Here is a 26186-nt window from a genome sequence, read left to right as displayed (position 1 = left end):
GACGGCTTCGCCTGCTCTTTTTACTTTCCCTTATAAATTTTGCGTTTGCAATGAATGTTGATTCATTGCCTGTGTGGGACCCCTCCATTCTTGTACGAAGTAATGGGGTCGCAATAAGTACCGCTAACGGTTTGGGTTCCGTGGATGAATCATCGGAAAATGTTCGTCATGATTCCGTCGAAACCCACGGCTATAAGACCATGCAGATTACGGTGGGCGATGGCGGCACCCAGGTGGATCAGGAGCTGCGCCTCTCTATAACGGGGCGTCTCGCCGACAGCGTATGGATTGACGCCCTGCTTTCGGATGTGGGCCGCAAGGCGGGTGACCAGACCACGGCTACCTTGCGGGAAGTGGACCAAATATACTTTCGCGTGGAATCGCCCCGTTATTTTTTGCATCTGGGGGATTTGAACTGGGTCGACAATTCCTTGGAACTGTATTCCGTTGAACGGAGTAGCCTTGGGGCCATGGGTGGTGTGCGTGGTGATTTCGGTGGGGGGTACACTGAGGTTCGTGGCGTTGTTGGCACCGACGAGGTTCAACATTTTAGACGAACTCTGAATGGTGTCAGCGGTCAGCGCGAGGGGTATTCCCTGGATGCGTCTGGTGGCTTTGTAGCCATTGTGCCCCAGTCCGAAACGGTCTGGATGAATGGGGTGAAGCTGACCCGCGGTGTAGACTATCTGGTGAATTATGCTGGCGGTATGCTGGATTTCAAGGGTTCCATTGTTCCTAGCTTTGATGATGAAATTCGGGTGGAGTACGACGCCTACGAAGATGACAACATTTATTCTCTGAAGGGGGCTGCCGCCAGTTATAGGCATCCCAACTTGTATCTTGATCTTTCCATGTTCCAGTTGGAGAACGATGTGGACCGTTTGCGTCGCGGCGTGTGGACGGACGAAGATTACAATATGTTGAAGTCTGACCGCGGAGAAGTTTTTGTTCGTGATGATTCCCTGAGGGCTTTACGTCGCCCCGATCGTAGCGCTCGTATGGGGGCCCGCCTTCGCGTTCGGCAGAACCGGCAATTCTACGCAGACTTGGAAGTGGCTCTGAACAAGAGCGATTCCAATACGGTTTCTGATCATGTGGGTGGGCCGGAAGGCAAGGCGTTCCGCTGGTTTGTTACCACAGATTCTACCAGGGACTTGCTGCATTTCCCGTTGGCCATGGATGTTTACGGCAACCGCATTATGGAAGGCTATGATGTTACGGAGTTCCGCAGCATAAATTCGGACTGGGATCCATACATTTTGCAGGACCAGTGGGATTTGGCCTACGGTGGTTCCGCATTCTTGGATGACGACTTGCTTTACGACGAGGTAAAATTCCGCACGGCCTTTGGAAATGGCTGGTTCGGGAATGCCCTTTGGGGGTACCGCCGAAACGATGGGGAAGAATGGAATTCCTCGAGGGCGAAAATTTCGTTGCAACATCGGAATAGAAACACCCTAAGTGAAGTGGCCTTGATTCGTGTGGCTAGTACCGCAGACCGGAATATGGAACGTTACCAGGGAACCGCTTCCGCTGAATTTTTACAGGGCTTTGTACGCCCCTTTGGCAGCGGCGATTTCCGCTACACGCGAATTGATGAAACTTCTGATGTGGCAGGAATTGACGGTGGCGTGGGAGCGATACATAATGAAGTCCTGTACGGAAAATCCACAGGCGGTTTCGGGATGTATTTTGACAAAGGCTTCTTGCGTGAAAGTGCAGGAGGTCGAATCGCCTGTCGCAGGGGCGATACCTATGGCAATGAATGGGCGGATTCCTTGCGGTCGGCCATGTGGTTGCAGGAAGCGAATTACGGAGCCCGTTACTTTAGTTTGAATCACCTGCTGCAGTATGAACGTATTGCCCGCGATTCCTCCGAGGGGGAAAATAGCTGGGTGGGGGAATTGAATTCCCGAATGGGTGGTGACGAAATTGGCCTGACGGGAAACGTCACTTATAAAATCGGTCTGACAGAAGAGCAAATTTATACGGCTGTGTATAAGGCGGTGGCGCCTGGTACCGGAGATGTGCGCTATGATAGCCTGACGGGAACGTTTATCGAGGGAGTTGACAATGGCGATTTCGTTTATGACGGTATGGGACGTAATGATTCCGTGGGGGCCGTTCTTTCGTCGGACGCCTCCTTCGGATTTGATTTCCGCTGGAATCCCGGTGTGTCTCTTGGTGTAAAACGAGGAATTTTGCGTGATGTTACTTTTGGCGGTTCCTGGAATGGAGAAGGTAGCGATACGACAGGACGCACTTTGTATTTCCCTCCGGTCACTGCAGCCGCCTTGCGCCGAACCACTTCGGGACGCATCAACATGGAAGGTCTGGTGGAATGGGAACATCCGTCGGGTGTTAGTCTCGCTTATAAACCGGGTGCCTCCTTTGACAAAAAACTTAGCTCCATTTCATATTTCGAAACGGTCTATTCCCATGAAATCGAAACGGGCTATCGCATAAATCCTGATCACTTTGTTGGGGCGGACCTGTTGATGGAAGATGATGAACTTTCTGCATTGCAAATTTGGAACTGGAACATCTATGATGTTTCTTTGAAATATCGGTTTGATTTCTTGAACGGATTTTTCGTTCAGCCTCTAGGCCGTTACCGCCAGGGAACTGGAGCTGATGATCTTGATAATGATTTTGAAGCTGACCTTTGGGAAGGCGCTTTTAGAGTCGGATATAACAAGCAAAAAAAAGTGGATGCCTTTGCGAATTTTTCTGTAATCCAGGTGGACGACCGGGGGGATTACATCCCCTATCAGGTCCTGTCCGGTTATAGTGATGGCCGTACCTATCGTTTTGAATTCTCCCTTTCCATTGACATGAATGATTTTATTTCTCTGGGTTGCCATTACATTTTGCGCTTTGGTAACTCCGAGGAAAATGTTTTCCAGAAACTCAGCACAGAAGCCAGAGCGGTGTTTTAACAGTTAACAGTGATGAGTTGGTGTCATTCTGAGCGAAGAATCTAGTATCTCATAATTTGTATCTTATATTTCGTTGCCTTGATTAGATTATTCTTGACATTTCTTCTTTTGGTGAGCATTGCCTTTGGTGGTGAATGTCGTATTTCTGACGTGGTGTGGAATGGCGACCACGAGATGGCTGATGAAGCTGATGCAGCGAATCTTGTTGGAATGCCCTGCGAAGGTTTGAACGGCCCCGTCTGGAAAAACACCTCTCGAAAAATCCAGGAACGTTATGAAAATGGCGGATTCCTTGCTGCAAGTCTTGTTGGCGAACTTTTGGAAAATCCTGCTGACTCCAGTGAGGCAACGAATACCGCTGTATTGCTGTTGGAGTTGAATCGTGGCAGTGCCTGGGTGTGGGGACCTGCAGAAAATATGGATTCTACCGGAACCAAACCTGAAGTGTTCCGTAAATTGACAGGACTGGAAGTGGGCTCCTATGTTTCCCCCAGAGATCTGGAGCGGGCTAATTATAAACTTGCCCGTGTGGGGTACTTTGAAGAAGTGGGTAAACCCCGCATGTATCGAGATGCCTACCGGAACCGTATCATTCCCGTGTTCAATATGCGGGCTGCAGCCATGTCCGAGGCGGAAGCCTTGCTGACTTATTCCAGCGAAACTGACTTGTGGGAAGGTAATGTCAACGTGTCGCTGTACAACATTTTGGGGACAGCCCGCGACCTACAACTGGAAGGTTATACAGCCGCAGATTCCCGCCGTCTTGAAGGCTCCTATAAGGAACCATGGATTTTTGGCTCTGCCTGGAACGTTATTGCCCGCGGCTATTTTGACGAAGATTCCTCAACCCGCGAAGCTTACGGCGAAGTGGGCATTAGCCGCGATATCGGTTTTGATTTTACCATTGGGGTCTTTGTAGGAATCGGTGATAATGAAAAGACGTCCTCGTTGGAGTTGACCTACACGTCCCTTGACCGGTTTGCTTTACCTCGTAGCGGAACCAAATTTTATGGACTTGCCTCTTGGAATTTTTCCCGTCCCGATTCCCTGGATCATTACTTGAAGGTGCGAGGCTCCCTGGTGCGCTATGTACCGGTTTACGCAAACTGGATTACAAGATTCAGTGGTGCCGCCGGTGGAATATTTGCTCCCTATGCTGACCTTGATCGTCAAGATCTATTTGCCTTGGGAGGCATGAACGATTTTCGTGGAATGGATTATCGATTCCTGCGTAGTCGGGCCTATGGCTATACCGAGTTCGCTTTGCTTTGGCAGGATGGTTATGACCTGAGCATTGAAGGCTTCTATATGCCGGGCTTGTATCGCGCTCCTCGTCCGGATCATGGCTGGAAGCGTGAACAGGAATACGGCTTGGCCTTTACTCAGTATCGCAAGAATTGGAGCGTCAATTTTTATTATGCCCTTCGCAATGGCGAAAGCTACTTGGATGGTATTGTGGGCGTCGGTGTCAAAACGCTGTTCTAGAATTTGAATTGAAAAAGAAAAAAGGCTTGAGTGGAAAACTCAAGCCTTTCGCATATCCGAAGGCAGAAAATGTTAGAACCAGTAGGTTACAGTAAACTGCATCTGGTAATTCTGAATATCGACTTCGCAAGAACCGAGACCCAGGTCTAGATCGTCAAACACATTGGTAAGACCGAGAATGTAACGGAAGCCTACGTCAATGTTCGGGGATACGTCATAGCCGAGACCGAATACCAAGCTGAATTCAAAGGTGTTCTTCTTGTACATGTCGTCGAGGAGGTTGCTTGCTGCGCTAGATGCTCCGTAGCCATAGTCATAGTCATAGTCGTTCCAACCATAGTCATAGTCGTCCCAACCATAGTCGTCACCATCGTCGTAGAAGGAACCGCTGCTAGAAACATCCCAGGAACCAGACAGGATCAAGGCAATCTGCGGACCTGCTTCTACGTAGAGGTTCATGACTGGGGTATAGTGGAAGAGAACGGGAACGTCAATGGCCCATGCGGTGTAAGAAACATCGTCGTTACCAACGCGACGCAGGTCCAAGGTGACTTCGGGGATGACGGATGCCTTTTCGGAAATGTAGATCGTTTATTTCTTCTTTGTGAATTTAAGTGAAGACATTCCGTTTGTAGTTTGAACTTTTACTACATAAACTCCCTGATTTAGGATTTCTAAATTCATGACGGGATATTCAAAACCTGTTTTAGAATAAACCTTATTTCCGAGGGCGTCATATATAACGATTGACTTTACTTCGTGGATGTCGCCTGTGTAAATGAGGTTGTTTTCCGCAAATTTGACTGTTGCACTGGCGTTGTCTGAAATTTTCGCAAACGAAGTCTCGCTGGTATCCTTACCAGGATCTATAGTTGGTTCTTCCTTGTACATGTCCGGGTTGTATGTTGCCACAATTTTATAAATGGTGGTCTTGCTGCTATCTGCGGAATGGAAGTCAAAGTCAATGGTGTCGCTTAAGTCATATTCATGGAAAATTTTATAATTCTCAGAATAAGATTTATGGGGGCCGGCAAAAACGATGGTTGCTCGCTTCAAGTTTATTTCGAAGGGGAGGTCTACGTGAACAATCTTGTTTTCCTGATCAATTTTACCTTCAAAATATGCAAGCCCGGCTTCGATAAAGAATGACTTTAGTTCGGCAACATCCTGTTCTTCAGCCTTGTGAACAACATTTGCTGAAAGAACTGTTCGTTTGTTGATTTCATTGTAGGTTATAATTGAAAGTATACTTCCCTGACCCCATACGGGGTAATCGTAGTTTGTGGGTTCATAAGAATATGTGGCGAATGGATTGGGCATTGCGACATAGAGGTCATAGTCGCTATAGTTTATACTTGACCTTTTATCAGCCAGGTTTATACTGAACTTTTGACTCGTTGCGTTGGGAGTTGCTGCAATGGCGGAGAAATTTTTGTTGTCGGTGAGGTCTACAACGTAAATGCCAGAGACGTTGTAATCAGGCCAGACCTTTGGCTGTCTAACAACTTTAAGGGCATAAGTCTTTTTATCGTAGTCTTTAGTCAGTGTAGCATACATGCCGGATGTACCGTACATTTTCCCGGTAATAGTCAAGGTGATGTTCGTATCGGGAAGAGAAAATGTTCTTTCGCAATTTCTCCAAAAGGTGTTCTCGACTAAAAAATCATCTCCTGAACCGCAGGCAAACAGTTTTGCAACGGGCGTTCCCTTGTAGGGAAGGTCGTAAATAATCTTTCCCGTGTCGTTGGGAGATTCCGGGTCATAAATGGTTCTTGGGTAGATGTATTCCTGTTTTGTGGTGTCGATCATGAGCAGTTGGCTCAAGTAGTTGTTTTCTTCTATGACGTCAACAAATTTGAATTTGTAATAGTGAATAGGACTTCCGTTTTGTGCAATGACTTCTACAACTGAGCTTTCTAGGTCAATGGGGGTATTGAACAAGTCAACACTGATTGGCTCGCCATTCTTATACCAATTCCTTTTCGCCAAGCCGGAAAATTTTAATCCGGCGTAGTTTGAATTTGATCTGCCGGCACTGTATCGGCCATACAAATTATGACGAATGGAATCTGGTACCCATTTGTAAAGCTTTAACTCGACCAGCCCTGTGTCGCCAGAATTTTGGGGATGGGTGATTTTTGTTCCCTCTGTGCAGTATGTGCCTTGTTTAGCCAAGGTACTTTTTGTAACATCAATAATGGGGGAGTCTGAATATGTTTGGTACCACTGATAAACTTTGCTTTCTGAACAGAAGTCAAAAACATTGACAATTGCCGCATTGGTATCGCCTGGGGTTCGGCTTATGTTTAGGACGATGTCTTTGGTGCTGAGTCCGCTTTTGGACTTGAATGTATAGGTAACTGGCCCCTTACTAAAATCTTGTGCGGTACTGGGGGTGACCGAACTGTATAATCCCGTAAAGTAAGGGGTTATGCTTTCCATCTTTGCAGTGAACGGTACCGTGAAGTAGATGGTGTCGTTGCTTCTGACGTAATTGGTATAATCGCTTGTCACGCTGGCTTTTGTAACGATAACATCACTTGGGCCGCCAATGGCAATAGAATTGATGGATACACTACATTCCTTTGTAGAGGAAGTTTGTGCCTGGAAGGCTATTTTAGAGTAGTCACATTCGATTGACAACGCCTGACCACTTGAGAAGGCTCCGATTTCGTACCAGTAGCCGTCGTAATAGCCATAGGCGGCAAGACTGTTGCTTCCACAGGTACCGCCGTAATTGACGATGCCGGTAAGGTAGCCTTCGCATGTTTCATTCGGGGTGACTGTCAAGCCAGAGGAAAATTCTGAACCGGTGATGGTTGTGGTTACGTAGCCTTTTTCCTTTACCCAAGGAGTCCAGGATTTCTGGTCCAATTCAAACTTGGCGTTGGTGGTGGTGTAACCGTCTGTCTTTTCGTAAAAACTGAGGGATACCGATGCGAAGGACATGCCTGCGGCAAGACCTAGCGTTAAGGCTATTTTGCGACAATCCATAAAAACTCCAGAGTTCAGTCTTTACAAATGTAAGTTTTTTTTACAAAAGCAAGGAGTTTGGTATACCTAGCAAATACTAAAAAAAGAAATCCTTGTTACACAAGGTCCTTCCTAAAAAATTTTACGTCAAAAAAGGGCTTTATTAAAAATTTGGATGTCATATGATTCAATGTGAATCATATGGGATGATTTCTAGATCAATCCCGCCATGTATACCGGCAGGTAGGTGAATCCGTCCTTGACTTCCAAATTCTTTGTGTAGACGATGAACTTGTCCCTCAGCTTTAGCTGGGGGAACACGAAAGTCATTTTTTTTGTGTCTGTTTATTTTACCGAAAAATGAAAATCTTTTTGGCTAGTTTTTCACGAATTTTAAAAATCTTTAGCAAAAATCACGAAACATACAAATCTTTTTGTATGTTTCTTCACGAATTTTAAAAATCTCTCTTTTTGTAGAGGGGTTTATTCGTTGTCGTCTTCCAACTGCTCCCCGATGGAGCGGAACATCGGGTCCCATGTCATTTTGCCTGCGTCATCCGGGCGCACCCATTCGGCTTCGCCATCGTTCATCCACATTCTAAGCTTAGTCATTTTAACAGTACAAGAGGTTTCGTCACCGGTAACGTGGATCCAATATTTAAAACTGAGGTTTAATTTCTGAGCAGAGACTGTGCCATGCCCATTGTATGTTTGGATGTTGCCCGTTACAACCGACATGGCCTTGAATTTCTCTGTCACCAGTTTTCCTTTTTCTGGTTCATCCTTGGCAATAGGAATTTTTTCATAAGGCTTTTCCTTGCGTATAATTTTTACACTTTCTTTGTTAGGGGAAACATTTGCAGGTTGATTCGAAACACTTGATTGATGTTCTTGGCGGCGGAAGTGATGGCTGTGATTCGGTCGCGACAATCCTCTAGTTCGGCGGTTACTTTCTTGTAGGTTTCCTCGTCGCAGCCGCAGGTGATTCCTAGAAAGTGGCGTTCGTCCTTTGAAAACTTGCCGATGGCTTTTTCGGCGAGAGCTGCCATTTGACGCTGCATTTCGCGCATGGCGCGGGGGAGGCTTTCCTTGGAACCGGTCACGTTGGCGTCCGTTTGCGTGTAGCGTCCCTTTTCATCTTTTTCCAGAAATCCGGAATTCACCAAAAACTGCAGAGTATTTTCAACATCTTCAGCGCAAATTTTTTCGTGGCAGACATCTGCGATTTTCTTGGAACTTGCTCCTGGCATCAAAGGGGCCAATTCACGAAGGACAGGGTACTTCCAGGATTCGTAAAAAACATAAGCATCGGCATCGATGATGCGGGCTTTTGACTTGCGTGCCATTTTGCGCAATTCCAAAGTCAGTGCTTTCCGGTCGGCTTCGTTAGTGGTGTTGTCGATGGCGACCATCAGCTCAAAGAAGTCCTGTTCGCTGGCAGATAAATTCATTACGGCTGCAACGAATCCCGCCCTTTTCTTGCTTAGCTTGCTTTTCCCGTCGCAAACAAGCTTTAGGTAGTTGGGGGAGGCAAATCCTGCTAATCTGTTGAATTCACGCCAGGAGAAAGCGGAATGTTTTTTGCGTTCCTCAAAATAATCCCTGATGTAATCTCGATAGTCACTGTATCCAAAGATGGGTTTCATGTATTTGAATATAGTTTTTTGATTTGTCAATTCGGATTTTGAAAATGTGCAGCGAAATTGACTTTGGAATAAATTCTTGAAAAACGTTTTTCTATATGATTCACGATGAATCATATAGAAAGTGAAAAATGCCAGTGAGGTAAAGAATGCGAAGAATGTGCGGGACTACAACAGTGTTTAACGCACTCAAAAAGCCTAAATTTAGGGTATGAAGATTTTTTATTCGCTGGTGTTAACGGTAGCCTTGTTTTTTGTAGCGTCTGGTTGCTCCGAAAAGGAAACGGCGGGCAATGCCACGGAACCCAATACGATTGGCGAATTGGAATCGTCCAGTTCTGTGTTGCTGCAAAGTTCCTCTGGTTTATCATCGGATTCTTCAGAAATACGAGAAATTATCTTCACCACAAAACCGTCTAGCGAAAATCTTCTTGGTAGAACTGTTGTGCGTGTTTATCAAGAAGAACAGGGTGCGCAAGGTACATGTACCGTGGGTGAAATCGTCTTTACTGCTGCGTTCAAAATTGTAGGCAGGGGCGTGCTTAGTTATTCAAGTGCCCTGTCGGTTGCGTCTTACGACATGTGCAATTCCCTATGGAAGGATATTTCTGGGGAATGCTTTGCTGACGATGCAATCTTGCTGGACGAAAATGAAAACTGCAATGAAAAATCCTTCGATGTTCTGTGTCGCATAGAACGGACTGGCGAACGTAATTTCGATCATGAACTTTCTGAATTCGAAAGACGCTTTGTTTCTGCTTGCGACAAGTTGGCTAACGCAAATCCTGGCGAACCGACATCCGGCCGCTTTGAATCAGCAACGCTTCCTGATGCAGGTCCTTCCGGTATTTCTAGCGGTTATGAGCCGATGGTAAGTTCCTCCAGTGAAGATTTGTTTGATGAAGAAAAGGAACCCTACAGTTCTTCGGCAAGATCCTATTCTATGGAAAAAATCTATGCGGAAGAAAGTTCCATGACTCCGGAAGAAATCCTTGCATCATACAAGCCCGAAATAAAGGTTGATTCTTCTGCACATCAATATGGTCATGGGGAACCTTGGTATGAAGTTATCTTTACGGGAGAACGAACCTTTGTTCATGAATACTATGATGAACATGGTTGGCGTGCGTGTGTTGTTTATGTGGATGAACCGCAAAATGGTCTTGAATTACATATTTTGGATGATGATTATATAGCCTCCTTCCAACAGTATTTGTCCTTGAATGATGGGGTCGTAAAATCTGTGGAACGCCTTTTAATTTCCTCCAATAATCATGAATTGGTTGATGAAGAATATGTCCCGAAATTTAGTAGCCAATGTGCAGAAAATGAGGGCGAATTGACAGACCATCTGCAGGACGATAAATACAGATATTGGACCTGCGATAGAATTTTAAAGCCTTCTGTTTCTGCGAAGCATTATCTGTACGAACGTGCGCTGGAACTGAAAACCAACTGTGCGGAATAGGAACGTTTTTTTCGTGTCTATTACAAGGAAAAGGAAATTTGGTAAGGTAAAATCAATCTCGGGATTTTTTCCTTTGAAAATTGAAAACTGGTTTGACGTATGAAAAAGGCTCCTTTTCAGGAGCCTTTTGCTTAATCGTCTTCTTCTTTTGGAGAATTCATCATGCAGCGAATAGGGGCGAGGTTATACTTGCTGATATCGCTAAAAACAGCTTCGTGATTGTTAAGGATGCACATACAGATGGCATTTTTGCTGGGGTAAGTGTTTCCTATTGTAGATGTCCATACGCATTCTTGCAGCATCGACAATCCATAAGTGTTTTCGCCACCGTAATCTGTATAATCTCCATAATAATCTCTGTCCATCCAACCGCTAGCCGATTTTAGGTATAATCCTGCGGTTTCCGCTCCGCCGACATATTCAAAAAGATCTTCGTAGTTTCGTTTTGTAGCCAAATGCCAGCCATCTGGGCAGATGCCTGTTGGATTTTGTTGTATGTACCACGACTTGTAAACATCGAAATTTAAGGCATATCCATAGCCCACCCCTTTCATGTCTGTAGAATAGACTGCGGCGGAATCTGCTGCTGCTGCCCAAGTATAGTATCTGCCCTTTTCGGTGCAATTATCGTTGTCATAATAGCACTCGTTTTCATAGATAACGCGTTTGCCATTCTGGTAGATCTTATATATAAAGTCCAGGTTCTGGGCCATCCAAGTCTGTTCGCCGATTTTTATGGTGTTGTACACATGCTTGTTGCGAATGTCCAAAACTTCTCCGTATTCGCCCTTTGCCAAAAGATCCTGATTCAAGTGTTCTGTTGGAGCACAGACGTATTTGTCGCAGTCGTAGGTGCCTAGGGACATTACCGGGGTCGGGTTCTGGCTGGAGCTGGACAATGCTTCACTAGAGCTGTCTTCTTTGGAACTGTCGTTACTGGAGGACGACTGCGGCTCTGAACTGGAGCATGAACCTGCATCGACATCGTTGCTTGACGAATGCTTTTCGTCGGATTCGGATGCGGCTTCGCTGCTAGAGCTGGACTTGGCGTCTTCGCTGGAACTGGATTCTTCCTTTTCTTCATCCTTTGACGAGGAACTTTGGACTGTAGAAGATTTGCCGGATTCGGAGTCGTCCTTGTCGGAAATCCAGCTTGTTCCATCGCATTCGTAGTAGGCGTCTTCTTTTTCCACAAAAATGACTTCGCCCTTTCTATCGGAAACGCATTTTCCCAGATTGTAGATGGTTTCTACTCGATCGTTTTTGGAGTTTTCGTTATCCGAGGACGATGTGGAGGTTGAATCTCCACAGGATAGAAGAAGCATGCTTCCGACAGAAGCTGCTAGAGTTAGTCCTACAATGCGCATGATAGGCACCTGTTTTTAATTAGTCCTTGACGCAACGAAGTGCGAATCCGCGATCCTTTTCATTGTACGATGCTTCGTAACTACGAATTGCGTTTTCTCTGTAGTCGAGGTACCAATAAACTGCGCCGGTGTACTTTGTTGCTTCTGTTGCACTCCAGAAGTTGGCGAAATACTTTGCGTCGTCAAAAGCGTATCTACTATAGCTTTCGCTAGGATCAGCGTATCTTCCGTAATAAGCGCCTGTTGCAATGGCCGAGAATCCGTAGGAATCCGCGGAGGGCTTGGAGCTAGTTGAGTACGGATACCATCCCTTGGAGGACTTCATGATTCCGGTGTATGTTCCTGTAGAACCACCTTCCATTTTTGAAATATAATTTCTCACTTGGAGCCATTCGGCGTTGGTGGGAACATGCCATCCATCGGGGCAGATACCCTTGTGGGGGCTTTCGACCAGGAAGTCGGCGATGGTCTTTGCATACTTAGGATCTAAATTCATTGCTGCAGTCCAGCTATAAAGACGACCGCCTACGTTGCAGTTGGCTTCTACGTTCTTGTAGCACCAGCTGTTGTCGACAAGGTTTGAATTGTTCTTGTCGTAGTAGTTCAGGTTTTCGGCCATCCATGTCTGCAAACCGATTTCAGTAGTCTTATAGGTCTTGCCATCGCGGGAATCCTTGAGGGTTCCGTACTTGTAGTCCGGATTCAAGTAGTATTCCTTCGGGTGGTCGTAAACGGTTGAAACTCGCCAGTTGCCGTTGCCTCCATCGCAGACGTATTCCGTTTCACGGTCATACGCATCAAAGAGGGATGCGAAAGTTCCTTTTTTGGAGGCTGAACAGGTTTTGCCGAGTCTATTTTCGTTGGCGGTGGGGTAGCGCCACTTGGTGTCGTCGCAAGCGTAGAATTTGCCCAGGTTGTCGCTGTAGGCATTTGTCATCTTGATTTTTTCGCCGTCGCGTTCACCGTTGCAAACGCCGATGCCGTATACATTGCCAACAAAGAGGCTGATGTACTTTTCAAAGTTGGGAACGGATCCTCCAAGTTCTTCAAGCTGAGTCCTTGTTTTGGAGAATTTTCTTGTGGTGTCCATGGCCCAGTCGGCTGCCTTTACCTTGGCGGCAGAATCGCTCCACAGACCGTCTTCTTCAAAGTCTGTAGCAAGAACGGTCAGGCGGCTGGTCATGTCTACGTCGCTCAAGCCTTCCTGGAGCAGGATCGATGCGGCCAGAAGCTTTGCGTCGTCTTCAGAGGTTCCGAAAATGGAAAGGTCTTCAAAGGCGTGATTGTTGGTCGGCCAGCCGAAGGCTGCAAGGACTTCCTTTTCTGCCTGGGACTTGGCTGCGGGAATGTTCTTGAACTTTCCACTCTCGACAAAGAGATTTACGGCTCTCTTGTAGGCGAGATGGCCGAGGATGTTGATGTTTGCCGAAGTACGTCCGTTCAAGTCGATCAAGGATTTTAGACTCACCTGGTTGGCTGTCGTTTTAGCCGTATTTTCGTTGTAATAGTAGCCGTTTGCCTGGAGCAGGGCGTACTGGCTCTTGAGGGTTACCTTAGTCGAGGTGTAGGCGCCGAGATCGGATGTAACTTCCCAGTCGAATGTGGTGCCAGTCGGGTCCATTTCGTCGTCAAGTTCGGACAGCTTGATTGTCGTGCCCGACTTGTATGGGCCCTTTTCGGCAACACCAGTGAATGTCATCTTGGTGATGGCAACGTTTTCTACGACCTTATCAGAGGGTACGATGCTAGAACTGGATTCCTGAATGCTGCTGGAGCTAGAATCGTCGGTGTCGTTGGAACCGGGATTTTTGGAGTCAGAGGATTCGGTCTTGTCAGGGGAGGATCCGTTTGAACTTTCAGGATTTTCAGTTGAAGAGTTGTCCTTTTGGGAACTGGAGGATCCGTCTTTTGCCGATGAGGAAGACTTGTCATTTGCAGAAGATTTTCCGTCTTCCTTGTCTCCGGTTTTTGAAGAAGAAGATTCGGACTTGCCGATGTTCTTCCAATCGTCGTTGACGCACTGGTAATCGGAATCTTCGTCCTCTACGTAAACAACATCACCTTCTCTATCAGAGGAGCATTTGCCTAGATCATAGATGGATTCCACCTCGGTGGCGTAGGAAACCTTGTTTTCGGTATTAGACCCTGTAGAGGAATCATCTCCACAGGCAACGAATAATAGGGCTGCTGCACTTAAGGAAAACAGTTTTTTCATTCACACACCTCATTTGCTTTTTTTCATTTAGAATATAAATTTTTTGTGCAATCATAGCTCGCCGAAATGGAGCCGAATTCAAACTATTATGGGCTTTCAAACTCATATGATTCATTGTGAATCATATAAAACATTTTGTTTCTTTGAAAAAGTGTGTTCCCGGTCACAGTGCTGTTTATTTGGCTGTTTTAGACTTGTTGTGTGTTGAGGATAAAAAGGGAATAACCTACATTTGTAATAAATGTTGATATGGGCGTTGTTTCGCCTGAAGTAAAAATTTTTAGCGGGATGCTGGTATGAATAAAATTAAGTTGTCCGTCCTTGCAGCCTCCGTTTGCACCTCCCTTTTCCTGGGCGCATGCGGAGAAGATTCTTCCACTGGATCGAACTCTGGTGACAAGGTAACTTCCGAGACCTCGGTTGAGACTATCTACGACTTGGGAAAGTGTTCTTCAGAAAGAAAAGGTGAAATCATCTTTGTTGAAGAAAACGATTCGGATTATCTGTGTGATGGAAACAACTGGAAAAATCTTGGAACTCCGGAATCCTCCGATTCCAAGGACATATCCTCCAACTCCAAGGATGATTCTTCTACGTCCAAAGATGAATCCTCTGATTCAAAGAACGACGTTTCCTCGACGGATAAGTCTTCCGATTCCAAGGACGACTTGTCTTCTGCATCCAAGGATGAAAATACGTCTGTAGACAAATCCTCCGACTCCAAGGAAGTATCCTCCTCTTCGAAGGATGAAGCTTCTGAAACTCCGGGCTCGTCCAGCAGTTCTGTGGTAAACTCCAGCAGTGTGGTTGAGTCCAGTTCCAGTGTCCGCGGGCAGAACGAGGTCGTGGCCGATGTGGCTGTTTCTAAGCAGACCTTTACCGGTGTTGCCCAGAAGGGTCCCTTTACGGCAGGTTCCGTTGTGAAACTGTCTGAATTGGACGAAGTGCTGGATCTTACGGGAACTTCCTTTGAATGGGAAGTGACTACCGATCAGGGTGAATATACTTCCTCTAAGGTGACCTTGAGGAGTCAATATGCGTTGATGCAGGTCAGCGGTTTCTACTACAACGAGAATACAGGCAAGACTTCTACGGGCCAGCTTACCTTGAAGTCTATGGTAGACTTGAATGAACGCAAATCCGCCAATGTGAACATCCTGGGTCATCTGACTCATAAGCGAATTGTAAACCTGTTTGCTGAAAGCGGCAAGTACAAGAATGTGCCTGCAGCAAAGTCCGCAGCAGAAAAGGAAGTGATGAACTCCTTCCACTGGACTGTCAATAACCATGCATTTGAAGACTTGAATATTTTCGGCAGTACCGAAGATGATGCCAAGCTACTTGCTGCATCGATTCTTCTGCAGGGTGATTTAAGCGATGCTGATTTTTCTAGCCGACTCGCTTCCTTGACCACCGATTTTGAAGATGATGGCGTATGGAACGATTCTGCAGCAAGAATCGCTGTGGCAGACTGGGCTATGGATACCACTAGGTCCTTTAGTAAAATCCGCGAAAAATTGCTTGAAGTGGGCCCCCGCGTTCCGAACTTCGAAAAGTATATCTACCAGTTTGCGGGCATTGTGTATGACATTGGCGTCTGCTCTGAAAATAGGGACGGCGAAAAGGTTAAAATCAAGAATCCCTATAGTAAGAATTTAGGTCAGGAATACGTTTGTGCCGATGGCAAGTGGCGTAAGCCTACTTCCACCGAAAAACGCCTAGGTTTCGCATGTGCCGTTAAGAACAAGGGAACCATTGTGCACGAGGGTACCACTAATGGAAATCTGGATTGGTATTGCCCCGGCGACGGAAACTGGAGGTTGGCTAGAGTTTACGACTACCCAAAGAGTAACTATTTCAATCCCAGCAAGAGCTACGGGACATTGAAGGATTCTCGCGACGGAAAGACTTACAAGACCGTAAAGATTGGAACCCAGACTTGGATGGCGGAAAACCTGAATTACTATGACAAGAACAATGCTAATTTGCAGAAAAGCACCTGGTGCTATGAGGATGTTGAAGAAAATTGTGAAGTGGGCGGCAGGTTCTATACCTGGGCTGCAGCCATGAACCTTGATCCCAAGTACAATTCCAATTCCGCATCGGCAGCGGGTGTTATCAAGATTCCGCATCAGGGGCTGTGCCCCGCGGGTTGGCATATTCCCAATACAGGCGAGTTTAGCATTCTTAGAGAGTACGTGGTTATGATGGAAGGGGGTGGAAAGGTTGACTTTAATGATGGCTCCGGACAGCTGAAGTCCGTGCTTGGCTGGCATGATTTGAAAAGTCCCTTTATTACGCCCCGAGATCCGTATGGATTCTCTGCAATTCCCACTGGAGCCTACTACGGTTCTCATAGGGATCCGGATGGGCAATTCAGCCGGTATGTTTTTGACGATGCCAGTTACTATGCCAACTACTGGTCTGCTTCAGAGGGCAAAAAGGCCACGGGTGCTGTCTACTGGTTCCTTGAGTACGGCAGTAGTACCTTTGATTATCACGACGCCCAATACAACGACAAAGACAGAGGCTACTCCATTCGTTGTATAATAGATTAATAGAATTAAGTTTTTAAAGGATGATTGCAATGAATAAGTTCGGTATTGCTAGTTTAATCTCTATTGCAGGCGCTGTATTTTACGCCTGTGGTGATTCCACGTCTTCAAATTCCACAATGGACTTGCCTGGGGATCAGGAAACTGTTACCGAGGTCGGCTCAGTGTATGAACTGGGAAAATGCAAGGACGACCGAAAAGGAACCATCATCTTTGTCAAGAACGAGAATAGAGAGTATGTCTGCTATTCTGGAAAATGGTCCCCTCTCGATGAAATCGGTTCTGTCGAGGAATCTTCTTCCAGCGTTCAGAAGGATGAACAATCGTCAAGTTCTGAAAATGGAAAATCCTCATCAAGCGTAGACAAGGATGATTCTTCGTCTAGCCAGGATGAGGGTGGATCTTCGTCAAGTCAAGATGAGGAAAAGTCCTCGTCCAGCCAAATGAAGGATGATGCTTCTTCAAGCAGCCAAAAGGAAGATACTTCTTCGAGTAGCCAGAAAGATGAACCTTTGTCTAGCTCCCAGGATGTGGAGGACAACCCGGAAGTCAAGGACGATGTGTCCTCTTCCAGTGAACAGAAAGAGGAATCTTCATCAAGTGTCAAGAGCGAAGAATCCGCTTTTTTCAAGGATCCTCGTGACAACCATGTGTATAGGATTGTAAAAATCGGCAATCAGACCTGGTTTGCCCAGAATCTGCAATATGCAGGTCCTGTAGGAAGCTCCCGATGCCATTCCGACGATTATATACAATGCGATGTCTACGGTCGCCTGTATCAAAGGGACAAGGCCATGACGGCGTGCCCCACAGGCTGGCATCTTCCTTCTCTTGATGAATGGAAGGTTCTTTTTGAATATGTGGGCGGAACCAATGTTGCTGGCATCAAGCTGAAATCTAGAAGCAACTGGGTTCTACAGGAAAACTTTGAAAAGTACGCTGGAATAGATGAGTACAATTTCTCAATATTGCCTGCTAGTTTTGCTACGTCAACTGGAGTCTACGGATCGACAATCAAGTATGACTCCCATCTTTGGACATCCTCCGTTGATGCTGATGGCTATAACGTGATGGTCTATTTCTTGCATAGCATGGGTGGCGTTGGGATGAGCAGTGTCTCCGAAAATCTGTACTATTCTGTCCGCTGCCTTCAGGATAACTAGTTCTGCATAATCTTTATCTAGAGGTTTTATTATGAAGTTTGGTTTTTGGAAAAGTTTGATGACTGCTGGCGTGGTTTCTTTTGCCTCGTCTGCATTGGTTGCTTGTGGCGGTGACTCCAGCTCTTCTGCGGAATCAGGAATTTCCAGTGATTCCGGCCCGAGCGAAGAAGAAATTGCCCAGCGTTGCTATGAAAAGTTCGGTACGACGGAAAACGATACCTGGGCAGAAACCTTATCAGGAAACGAATTCATTAGCAAGCAGGTTTGCGAAAGCATTTCGGAATACATGAGCTACCAGCTTGCTTTCTATGCAAGGTGCACCTCTGCGGATTATAATTCTGCAAAGAACCGCTTCGATATCGAGGTCATTACAGAACAGAGGTATATGCATATCTGGGTGGAGATGGATGGTTGCAGCTATAAGCTGGGTACCGATGGTGACATGGAACCGCTTATTGCCAAGGGTCGCCAGTGGACTTTGGATGACTGCCTTTGCAAGGAAAATGCTGAAAAGACTCTCTATCGAGAAATCAAGCCCGAGGAAAAGGTGGAGTCATCTAGCTCTTCCGGGAACGTGGAATCCAGCTCTTCTAAGGATGTATCCTCCTCCAGTGTTCTGAACGGCAGTGCCGGAGTTGAAGGATCCAGTTCCTCTATCGAAAAGGTCTCCAGCAGCAGCCAGCCTGCAGTAGGCGAATTTGTGAAGATTGGTAACCAGGAATGGATGACTAGGAATCTCGATGTAGATGTGGAAGGAAGTTCCTGCTACAATGACAAGCCGGAAAATTGCGAAAAATATGGTCGCATTTATACATGGTCCATGGCCATGGACATTGACATTTCCTACGACAGAAAGAAGTACGGTGAGACTAAGGAACCTCACCAGGGAATTTGCCCCGAAGGTTCACACTTGCCAAGCCATGAGGAATGGATGCAACTGAATGAATTCATCAAGGCAAATCCGGAATACCTGACCTATTTCCAGAACCAGTACGGCGGAGCCTACGATTACAAAGGTTTCTACAGAAGTGTCGGCTCCGAGGTGACTTTTATAAGTTCTACAGAATACGATGTATCTGGATCATCATCCCTCTACGAATATGCCTGGCTTTGGTACATTCACGACAACCACATCTATTTTTATAAAGATAACGGTCATAAATACACTGGCGCCTATGTCCGTTGCGTAAAGGGCGAACTCTCTCCCAACACAGTTCCGTCCTCGTCATCTGGCAATGCCACGCCGGTTCTCGAAGTAGCCGAAGGCTGTAACGACTCTGGCTACAACAGCAACTGGGAATACTTGAATCCGGATGTGGAATACGGCTGCATCTTTGACGAACGTGATAGCCATTATTACAAGACTGTCTATGTGGGCGATCAGCTGTGGATGGCCGAAAACCTGCGCTATGAGGCTACCATCGGTAGTTCCTGGTGCTTTAACGATGAACTAGACGAATTCGGCGATTGCAACGAGTATGGTCGTTACTATGGCGGCAACGCCATTGCTACAGACGACCCCATCTGCCCTGAAGGTTACCGTGTACCTAGCCAAAGTGATGTAAACAAACTTATTGAGTACATGAAGAATCAAGAAGCCGGTGTAGAAATTTTCATGGCAAAGACGGATCTGTGGGATCTGCCCAACGAAAACGCATTTGAAGGAAACAATGCTACCGGACTTACTATGCTGCCGGGCGGCCTTCGTGGCTACGACAACGGACGTTTCTATGAGACCGGCGTTTACGCGGACTATACCCACCGATTCCACATGTGGTTAAGCGACAGGTATAACGGCCTTGTTGGCAACTATACCTTCTTGTTTAGCAACATTACCCAGTGGGGCGGCTCCTATTCCATTACTGATAAGGAACGTGGCTTCGGTATTCCCGTCCGTTGCATTAAGGAGTAGCTTTGAGTTACACCGGCGTCTTGCTTTTTTCGCCGGCGATTTCGCGAACCAGGCGAGGCACCAGATAGCCAGGAAGCTTGGTGCGAATTTCTTCGATAAGGGCCTTTGCCTTTTCGTCGCTGACTTCGTAGTGGGCAACGCCCTTGGCGTGGTCCAGCTGGTGCAGGTAGTAGGGGAGGACGCCCTGCTCAAAGAGCTTACGTGAAAGCTTGGTCAGGGTGTCCGCGTTGTCGTTTACGCCCTTCAGAAGAACGCTCTGGTTCAGCAGCGTCCAACCGCTGTATCTCAGCTGACCGAAAATTTCCATGCTACTTTCGTCCAGTTCGTCGGGATGGTCCACATGGCTTACCAGCATGCAGTCAAATCGGGCGGGGAGGTCTCGCAGGAATTCGAAGTGCTGCTGCACCAGGTCGGGGCGCATTACGGGCAGACGGCTGTGGATGCGAAGTGTGGTCACGGAACCATGGTCGCTAATGGCTTCAATGAGGCTCTGCAATTTTGCGGGCGATAAAGTCAGCGGGTCGCCTCCAGACAAAATCACTTCCCAGATATCGGTGTGTGTGTCCAGCCAGGAGCCGACCTCGGCTGCAATATTCGGAGAACTTTGGAAGGGGTAGTTCCTGCGGAAGCAGAACCTGCAGCGGACACCACAAGTGGCGGTCGTTACGATAAGGGCTCTGCGGTCGTATTTCTGGATGACGCATTCGCTCTTGCCTGCGTCCAAGTCGCCGACTGGGTCCATGACGAAGCCGGGAATGTCGGCATATTCTTCTTTCGTGGGGAGCACTTCCCGCAATAGGGCCGCCGGTTCCTTGGCGTTCTTGATCAGGTCTGCGTAATGCCTGGAACAGCAGAAAGGGAACGAGGGGGCGTGGTCCAAGTTGGCCAGATAGGGCGTATTTGCAATCAAAGTCGCAAAATCCGGGCCTAAATAGTCCAAAAAGTCAGAAATTTGTGTGAATACAAAAGCGGGGTGTTCCATTATATTACTAAATTTAGAAACATAAAACACAAAAAGAGGATAATATGGGTACTGTAAGCACCAACGAATTCCGCAAGAAGCTCAAAATCATCGTCGACGATCAGCCGTACGAAATCATTGAAAACCAGTTCGTGAAGCCGGGTAAGGGCCAGGCTTTCAACCGCGTTCGTATCAAGAACCTGGTTAACGGCCGTACTCTCGAACGTACCTGGAAGAGCGGTGACACTGTTGAAGAAGCAGATGTGACCTTCACCGAAATGACTTATCTCTACAACGATGGCGAAACCTGGTTCTTCCTGGACAACGACACTCAGGAAACCATGGAAATCCGTAAGGAAAGCATGGGCGGCTGCGAAATTTGGCTCCTCGACGGTGCTACCGTTGAAGTGACCTGGTGGAAGGACCCGAAGTCTCTGGCTACTATCCCCGTCGAAGTTATTCCGCCGACCTTCGTTGACCTCATGATCATCGACGCTCCTCCGGCTGTCCAGGGCAACACCAGCGGTAACGTTCTCCGTGAATGCACCGTTGAAACTGGCGCTAAGGTCATGATTCCGCTGTTCATCGAAAACAACACCAAGATCCGCGTGGATACCCGCGACGGTTCTTATTTGGAACGTGCCAAGTAATTCATCGGGATGGTAACCTCCGATAACTTGGCACTTCGTCAGGTAAGGAGAGCGTACTTTCAGACTGGATCTTGAGAAAAAAAGCCCATCGGCGTTTTGCCGGGGGCTTTTTCCGTTCACAGTAATTTATGTGGTGGGGCTTGAGAGGTTATTTCAATGCGGTGCGGAATGCTTTGGCTACGGCATCCGGATTGTCGGATTTCAGCCAGCTTAGGGTTTCTGTTCCGCGATAGCTCCAGGCGAAGATGTTGTCGATGGCGGCCTTGCGGCTTTCTTCGACGGCGATGGCGAGGTCGTTTTCACGGCCTGCTTCGATTTGATAGGCCTTGATCCACATCTGCACGTCTTTGCCGAATTGCTTGGCGACGTCGGTCAACTTGCGGGCGGTTTCGGCGTATTTTTCGCGGACCCATTCCTCGGTAGCTCCCTTTTCCCAGTAAGGGTCGCTGGCCACTTCGTCTACGGATTCCAGTCGGGCCACCTTGCTCCAGTCATCAAGGCCTGCAGGGAACCAGGGGGGCAGCATGCAGACGCAGTTGCGCTTGCCGCGGGCGTGAACGTCTTCTGTCATTTCCTTCAGGAAGTCAATAAGGCTGTCTTCGCGGAACTGAAGGACGTCTCGGGCTTGATCCTGCTGCATTTCATCAAAGGGGGCGGCGGGCATATCGTAGCCGAAACGTTGGCGGAACTTGGCGCAGCAGACGGGGCAGCGGCAACTCCAGTTGCTGAGACCGCCCTTTTCGAAGTAGAAGTGGGGCTCATCCCAGAAGATGGTGTCTACGGCGGTGTTGCAAACGGTTTCAATCCACTTGTGCATGTATTCCCTGAACTTGGGATTGCTGGGACAGGCTGCAACCTTGGGTTTCCCGTCTAGAGCAACCTGGCACATACTGTGGTCGCGGGCGGTCAATTCCGAATAGGCTTCTCCGCCAAACACGCGGCCGATTCCCCAGGGGTTCACGTAGACCTTCAGTCCGAGGTTGGCGGAACTGTCTACGATTTCCTTCATGGTGCCGTAATAATACTGCTGGTCTTCTTCACTCCAGGTGTGGAGTACTGCGTTGAATCCTGCGGCCTTGATGTCGGCCATGTCGGCAAGAACATGCTTAGGGGAGCGCACGCCAAAGTAGCTTACGCCTTTTACTTTTACTTCCATCATTTTCTTTAAGGTCTGACTTTTTAAGTCGGATGAAAAAATCTAATTGTTACTGGCCCATTGGGGGGATCCGTTACGGACCAGGACTAACTCCAGTGTCTTGTGCCATTCTTCTTCGCTGACCGGCTTGCGGATCCAGTAGAAACCGTTTTCTTCGCAATCCTTGTCGGGGAGGGGCATGGAGTCGGGGACCAGTTCCACAATCCAGGATTCGGGGATGCCGTCGTGAAGTTTCTTGCTGAAAATCAGGTTTTCGGCCTTGGGGCGGTCGGCATGGTCCAACACGATGAGGGCCGGGGATTCGCCAATAATCAGAGCCGATTCCAGAAGGTTCGTGGCATCTTCGATGGTATTGCAGGTGTAAAGGGTAGCATCTTCGGACAGTTCATCGTGCTCCAGCAGCCAACGGAATGTCCATTGGCTCAGCTTATCCAAGCTGCCTGGTGAAGACGGTGAAATGAAAAAAATGTGACCCATTGGCTAAAATGTAAAAAAAGATAAAGCAAATTGTTCCGAAATTGGCGATTTTCCTCCGTAAAAACTACATTGTTATTGGAATCAGGTATGAGGGCGGAGCCTGCGGCTCCCTTCAGCGGTGAGCAATGAGCCGTGAGCTAGATAATCGCGCCAAAGGCGCCTTACCTTAACTCAATACACATTGCTCGCAGCTCATCGCTCTTTAACCTTTAAGCTATTCACTCTTCATTGTTAATTGCTATGCTCGATCTTGGTGAATTTCGTTTTATTGACGCTCTTTTGAAGGATGCCGCCCCCCTGGAGGAACGTTCTCCCGGTAGCCGTACTTGGCTCGGGGTGGGGGATGATGCCGCCATTTTTGACGGATGGCTTGCTACCAAGGACCTTTCCGTTGAAAATACCCATTTCCGTCTTGATTGGTCGACGCCGGAACAGGCTGTAGAAAAGCATATCGTTTCAAATGTTTCGGATATTTCCGCCATGGGCGGGCGTCCCCGTATCGCCTTGCTGGGGCTTTGCCTGAATCGTCATTGGTCTGACGAAATCAAGACTAGAGTGCGTGTCGCCCTGGCCGAGGGTTTTGCCAAACGTGGAATAACCTTGATCGGGGGTGATACCGTTTCTGGCGAAGAGGGGGTGTTCTCCACAACTCTTCTCGGCGAATTGGCCGGAAGTAAACCTCTTCTACGCTCGGCGGTACAGCCTGGAGATAACTTGTATGTAAACGGAACTCTGGGCAAATCTGCTGCGGGGCTCTGGCTTTTGATGAATCATCCGGAAGACCGCGAAAAATTCCGATCCCTGGTGGAGTATCATCTGGCTCCCCGTATTTGCGAGAGGGCGGGGGCTGAGTTGGTAGGTCTACTGAACGGTGCGTCTTGTGCCTGTATGGATATTAGCGATGGGCTTTCTTCGGAATTGAATCACCTGGCATTGGCTTCCAGGGTGTCTATTGAAATTGACGAACTTTCCCTGCCAATTGATCCTGAAGTGGTGAAAATGGCTGATTGTTATGGTGTGAACCCTCTGGATTTAGTCCTGAATGGAGGGGAAGAATACCAGTTGTTGTTTGCCAATTCCAGCCCAATAAGTATATTTAATGGATATAATGATGGATTAGGCAAGGTCTACAGGATTGGTGTTGCCCGTGAATGGTCCGGGAATGACAATGTCTGCATGCTTTGCAAGAATGGAGCTAAAATGCCTGTTAAACCGCAGGCTTGGTCGCATTTATGATAAATGGTACTAAAATGAATGTGGGTCAGCTGTTGCTGCGTCAAGGTGTGCTTGACGAAGATCAGTTGGCCCATGCCATGGCGGAACACAAACGCACTGGCCTTATGCTCAGTAAGATTCTTGTTCGACTGGGCATGGTTAGCGAAGATACGCTAACGAGCATTTTGGGTGTGCAGATGCAGTCTTCCACCAAGATGCGTATTGGTGAAATGCTGATCGCTCAAGGTTATATCACCGATGAACAGTTGAACAAGGCTCTAGAAACTCAGAAGACCACAGGTAAGCGTCTAGGTCGTACCTTGGTGGATCTGGGCTTTATGCCCGAAGAACGTCTTATTGAAATTCTTTCTAGGCAGTTCGAAGTTCCTTACGTAAAGCTGGATACGTTTAGCATTGACTCCGAGGCCTACACTTACCTGCCTGAAGATATGTGTAAGCAGTACAAGGTATGTCCTTTGTACATGCAGAAGGGTGAAGACGGAATGGGTCAGGCCCATAGCATCCTGACACTTGCTATGACGGACCCCACCAACATGCGTACCATCAGCATCATCAAGTTCAAGGTGAAGATGGACGTGGACGTGGTGATGGCTTCCGATGCCGATGTGCAGAAGGCCATCGAACGAGTCTATGCTGGCCATGGTGGCGGCACCGAAGAATCTTTGGCAGACCTTATCGGTGATTCCAAGGATGGTGAAGAACTTGAGACCGTGGAACGCGGTCAGGGCAACCAGGAAGAAGAACTGAGTGACGAAGAAGGTCGCCAGGTCGTTAAGATCGTGACCACCTTGATTCACGAAGCTATTGCCCGTAAGGCTTCCGATATTCACCTGGAACCTCAGGAAACCTTCCTGAAGCTCCGCTATCGTATTGACGGTGACCTGCAGGTCATGTCTCCTATTCCGGCTCGTCTGATGCCGCAGATTTTGTCCCGTATCAAGCTGCTTTCCAAGATGGATATTGCTGAAAAGCGTAGACCCTTGGATGGTCGTTTTACGGTGCGATACAAGGGTTCTGAAGTTGACCTTCGTGTGTCTTCATTCCCCATCTCTCTCCGTAAGCGCGGTGTCTGCGAAAAGATCGTTATGCGTATCTTGAACCCCAACTCCGGTCAGTTCCCGCTGAAGGATATGGGCTTCGATCCTCGCGTGCTCAAGCAGTTTATCGACGCTATTAACGCTCCTAACGGCATTGTGCTTGTTACTGGTCCTACGGGTTCCGGTAAGTCTACTACGCTTTACGCATCTATTGGTGAAATTCTTGATAGTACTATTAACATTTCTACCATGGAAGACCCTGTGGAATTGAATATCGACGGCGTCAACCAGGGGCAGATCAACAATGCGGCCGGGTTTACGTTTGCCGCGGGCATTCGTGCCTTGCTCCGTCAGGACCCTGACGTGATCATGATCGGTGAAATGCGTGACCAGGAAACTTCTTCAATGGCTATCGAAGCCGCATTGACGGGTCACTTGGTCTTTAGTACGTTGCATACAAACGATGCTGCTGGTGCATTCCCCCGTTTGCTGGAAATGGGACTGGAACCCTTCCTTGTGTCTACCGCTATCAAGGGCGTGTTGGCTCAGCGACTTGTGCGTCGTATCTGTAAGTTCTGTAAGGAACCATATGAAATTTCCGAATCCCTCCGCGAAGAATTGCACTTGTCTCCGGATATGCAGTTCTATCATGGTAAGGGTTGCGATAAGTGCGACGGTTCTGGTTACAAGGGTCGTGCGGGTATCTATGAATTCCTGGTGCCTAACGAATCTGTTCGTAACTTGATCATCAAACGTTCTTCCGGTGACGTGATTAAGCGCGCCGCTATGCAGGAATGCGGAATGATTACGCTTCGTATGGATGGTATTTCCAAGGCTCTGCAGGGTATTACAACTCTGGAACAGGCTCTGGGTGCATCTACTGCCGACGATTAATAGTTCCGTAGATGTATTGCAAAACTTAGATGTCGGGACCCATGGGTCTCGACAT

Annotated in this window: 18 protein-coding genes; 9 read left to right on the top strand and 9 right to left on the bottom strand. The window is 47.6% G+C overall.

Going from position 1 to position 26186, the window contains the following annotated elements; genetic code table 11:
• Nucleotides 1–50: 50 nt before the first annotated feature.
• Both B7992_RS08565 and B7992_RS08560 read left to right on the top strand, forming a co-directional pair.
• Nucleotides 51–2939, top strand: a complete 2889-nt coding sequence (locus tag B7992_RS08565; protein ID WP_254917661.1) for a hypothetical protein — start codon at nt 51–53, stop codon at nt 2937–2939.
• 93 nt (nt 2940–3032) lie between these two features.
• Nucleotides 3033–4424: a BamA/TamA family outer membrane protein gene (locus B7992_RS08560; protein WP_176421895.1), complete on the top strand. Its 1392-nt coding sequence runs from the start codon at nt 3033–3035 to the stop codon at nt 4422–4424.
• A 72-nt stretch (nt 4425–4496) separates the two neighbouring features.
• Here the strand turns inward: B7992_RS08560 and B7992_RS08555 are convergent, their stop codons facing one another.
• The 4 genes from B7992_RS08555 to B7992_RS08540 all read right to left on the bottom strand — a co-directional run bounded on the left by B7992_RS08555 (nt 4497) and on the right by B7992_RS08540 (nt 9043).
• Nucleotides 4497–4970: an outer membrane beta-barrel protein gene (locus B7992_RS08555; RefSeq protein WP_176421894.1), complete on the bottom strand. Its 474-nt coding sequence runs from the start codon at nt 4968–4970 to the stop codon at nt 4497–4499.
• 45 nt (nt 4971–5015) lie between these two features.
• Entirely contained in the window at nt 5016–7418 is a 2403-nt protein-coding gene (locus B7992_RS08550; RefSeq protein WP_088666052.1) for a T9SS type A sorting domain-containing protein, read from the bottom strand.
• A gap of 462 nt (nt 7419–7880) precedes the next feature.
• Entirely contained in the window at nt 7881–8156 is a 276-nt protein-coding gene (locus tag B7992_RS08545; protein ID WP_088666051.1) for a hypothetical protein, read from the bottom strand.
• 71 nt (nt 8157–8227) lie between these two features.
• The gene (locus B7992_RS08540; protein ID WP_088666050.1) at nt 8228–9043 is read right to left on the bottom strand and encodes a TIGR02147 family protein; all 816 of its coding nucleotides are present in this window, start codon (nt 9041–9043) and stop codon (nt 8228–8230) included.
• A gap of 208 nt (nt 9044–9251) precedes the next feature.
• Here B7992_RS08540 and B7992_RS08535 point away from each other — a divergent pair, with 208 nt between their 5' ends.
• Nucleotides 9252–10508 (top strand): hypothetical protein, encoded by a 1257-nt coding sequence (locus B7992_RS08535; protein ID WP_088666049.1) that lies wholly within the window; start codon nt 9252–9254, stop codon nt 10506–10508.
• Between the two features lie 131 nt (nt 10509–10639).
• Here B7992_RS08535 and B7992_RS08530 read toward each other — a convergent pair whose 3' ends face one another.
• Both B7992_RS08530 and B7992_RS08525 read right to left on the bottom strand, forming a co-directional pair.
• Nucleotides 10640–11875, bottom strand: coding sequence for an FISUMP domain-containing protein (locus tag B7992_RS08530; RefSeq protein WP_073235059.1), 1236 nt, complete (start codon nt 11873–11875; stop codon nt 10640–10642).
• Nucleotides 11876–11894: 19 nt separating this feature from the next.
• Complete coding sequence (locus tag B7992_RS08525; protein WP_088666048.1) at nt 11895–14090, bottom strand: FISUMP domain-containing protein; 2196 nt, start codon at nt 14088–14090, stop codon at nt 11895–11897.
• A 296-nt stretch (nt 14091–14386) separates the two neighbouring features.
• Between B7992_RS08525 and B7992_RS08520 the strand changes: the two genes are divergently transcribed.
• Genes B7992_RS08520 through B7992_RS08510 form a run of 3 tightly spaced genes read left to right on the top strand, consistent with a single transcriptional unit; the run spans nt 14387 to nt 19720 of the window.
• Complete coding sequence (locus B7992_RS08520; RefSeq protein ID WP_073235065.1) at nt 14387–16648, top strand: FISUMP domain-containing protein; 2262 nt, start codon at nt 14387–14389, stop codon at nt 16646–16648.
• A gap of 29 nt (nt 16649–16677) precedes the next feature.
• Entirely contained in the window at nt 16678–17808 is a 1131-nt protein-coding gene (locus B7992_RS08515) for a fibrobacter succinogenes major paralogous domain-containing protein (protein ID WP_176421893.1), read from the top strand.
• Nucleotides 17809–17839: 31 nt separating this feature from the next.
• Nucleotides 17840–19720, top strand: a complete 1881-nt coding sequence (locus tag B7992_RS08510) for an FISUMP domain-containing protein (protein WP_088666047.1) — start codon at nt 17840–17842, stop codon at nt 19718–19720.
• A gap of 7 nt (nt 19721–19727) precedes the next feature.
• On the opposite strand, the gene B7992_RS08505 is transcribed toward B7992_RS08510, so the two are convergent.
• Nucleotides 19728–20702, bottom strand: a complete 975-nt coding sequence (locus B7992_RS08505; protein ID WP_088666046.1) for a KamA family radical SAM protein — start codon at nt 20700–20702, stop codon at nt 19728–19730.
• Between the two features lie 44 nt (nt 20703–20746).
• Here B7992_RS08505 and efp point away from each other — a divergent pair, with 44 nt between their 5' ends.
• Complete coding sequence (gene efp, locus B7992_RS08500) at nt 20747–21331, top strand: elongation factor P (RefSeq protein ID WP_073161365.1); 585 nt, start codon at nt 20747–20749, stop codon at nt 21329–21331.
• A 148-nt stretch (nt 21332–21479) separates the two neighbouring features.
• On the opposite strand, the gene B7992_RS08495 is transcribed toward efp, so the two are convergent.
• Together B7992_RS08495 and B7992_RS08490 are read right to left on the bottom strand one after the other, a co-directional pair.
• Nucleotides 21480–22490: a hypothetical protein gene (locus B7992_RS08495; protein WP_249269281.1), complete on the bottom strand. Its 1011-nt coding sequence runs from the start codon at nt 22488–22490 to the stop codon at nt 21480–21482.
• A 39-nt stretch (nt 22491–22529) separates the two neighbouring features.
• Complete coding sequence (locus tag B7992_RS08490; RefSeq protein WP_101479365.1) at nt 22530–22922, bottom strand: hypothetical protein; 393 nt, start codon at nt 22920–22922, stop codon at nt 22530–22532.
• Nucleotides 22923–23204: 282 nt separating this feature from the next.
• Here B7992_RS08490 and thiL point away from each other — a divergent pair, with 282 nt between their 5' ends.
• Together thiL and B7992_RS08480 are read left to right on the top strand one after the other, a co-directional pair.
• The gene (gene thiL / locus B7992_RS08485) at nt 23205–24200 is read left to right on the top strand and encodes a thiamine-phosphate kinase (protein ID WP_254917659.1); all 996 of its coding nucleotides are present in this window, start codon (nt 23205–23207) and stop codon (nt 24198–24200) included.
• Nucleotides 24197–26131 (top strand): GspE/PulE family protein, encoded by a 1935-nt coding sequence (locus tag B7992_RS08480; RefSeq protein ID WP_249269280.1) that lies wholly within the window; start codon nt 24197–24199, stop codon nt 26129–26131. The genes thiL and B7992_RS08480 overlap by 4 nt, the downstream gene beginning before the upstream one ends.
• The last annotated feature ends 55 nt before the right edge of the window (nt 26132–26186 follow it).

The sequence above is a fragment of the Fibrobacter sp. UWH1 genome, assembly GCF_002210365.1.
Taxonomy (GTDB): domain Bacteria; phylum Fibrobacterota; class Fibrobacteria; order Fibrobacterales; family Fibrobacteraceae; genus Fibrobacter.
The sequence above is the reverse complement of the archived record's forward strand: the minus strand, read 5'-3'. Positions and strand labels throughout refer to the sequence as shown.

Coding starts and splice junctions, on each gene's coding strand:
- B7992_RS08565 (WP_254917661.1), top strand. CDS start 51: ATGAATGTTGATTCATTGCCTGTGTGGGACCCCTCCATTCTTGTACGA.
- B7992_RS08550 (WP_088666052.1), bottom strand. CDS start 7,418: ATGGATTGTCGCAAAATAGCCTTAACGCTAGGTCTTGCCGCAGGCATG.
- B7992_RS08540 (WP_088666050.1), bottom strand. CDS start 9,043: ATGAAACCCATCTTTGGATACAGTGACTATCGAGATTACATCAGGGAT.
- B7992_RS08535 (WP_088666049.1), top strand. CDS start 9,252: ATGAAGATTTTTTATTCGCTGGTGTTAACGGTAGCCTTGTTTTTTGTA.
- B7992_RS08530 (WP_073235059.1), bottom strand. CDS start 11,875: ATGCGCATTGTAGGACTAACTCTAGCAGCTTCTGTCGGAAGCATGCTT.
- B7992_RS08525 (WP_088666048.1), bottom strand. CDS start 14,090: ATGAAAAAACTGTTTTCCTTAAGTGCAGCAGCCCTATTATTCGTTGCC.
- B7992_RS08520 (WP_073235065.1), top strand. CDS start 14,387: ATGAATAAAATTAAGTTGTCCGTCCTTGCAGCCTCCGTTTGCACCTCC.
- B7992_RS08515 (WP_176421893.1), top strand. CDS start 16,678: ATGAATAAGTTCGGTATTGCTAGTTTAATCTCTATTGCAGGCGCTGTA.
- B7992_RS08510 (WP_088666047.1), top strand. CDS start 17,840: ATGAAGTTTGGTTTTTGGAAAAGTTTGATGACTGCTGGCGTGGTTTCT.
- B7992_RS08505 (WP_088666046.1), bottom strand. CDS start 20,702: ATGGAACACCCCGCTTTTGTATTCACACAAATTTCTGACTTTTTGGAC.
- efp (WP_073161365.1), top strand. CDS start 20,747: ATGGGTACTGTAAGCACCAACGAATTCCGCAAGAAGCTCAAAATCATC.
- B7992_RS08495 (WP_249269281.1), bottom strand. CDS start 22,490: ATGATGGAAGTAAAAGTAAAAGGCGTAAGCTACTTTGGCGTGCGCTCC.
- thiL (WP_254917659.1), top strand. CDS start 23,205: ATGCTCGATCTTGGTGAATTTCGTTTTATTGACGCTCTTTTGAAGGAT.
- B7992_RS08480 (WP_249269280.1), top strand. CDS start 24,197: ATGATAAATGGTACTAAAATGAATGTGGGTCAGCTGTTGCTGCGTCAA.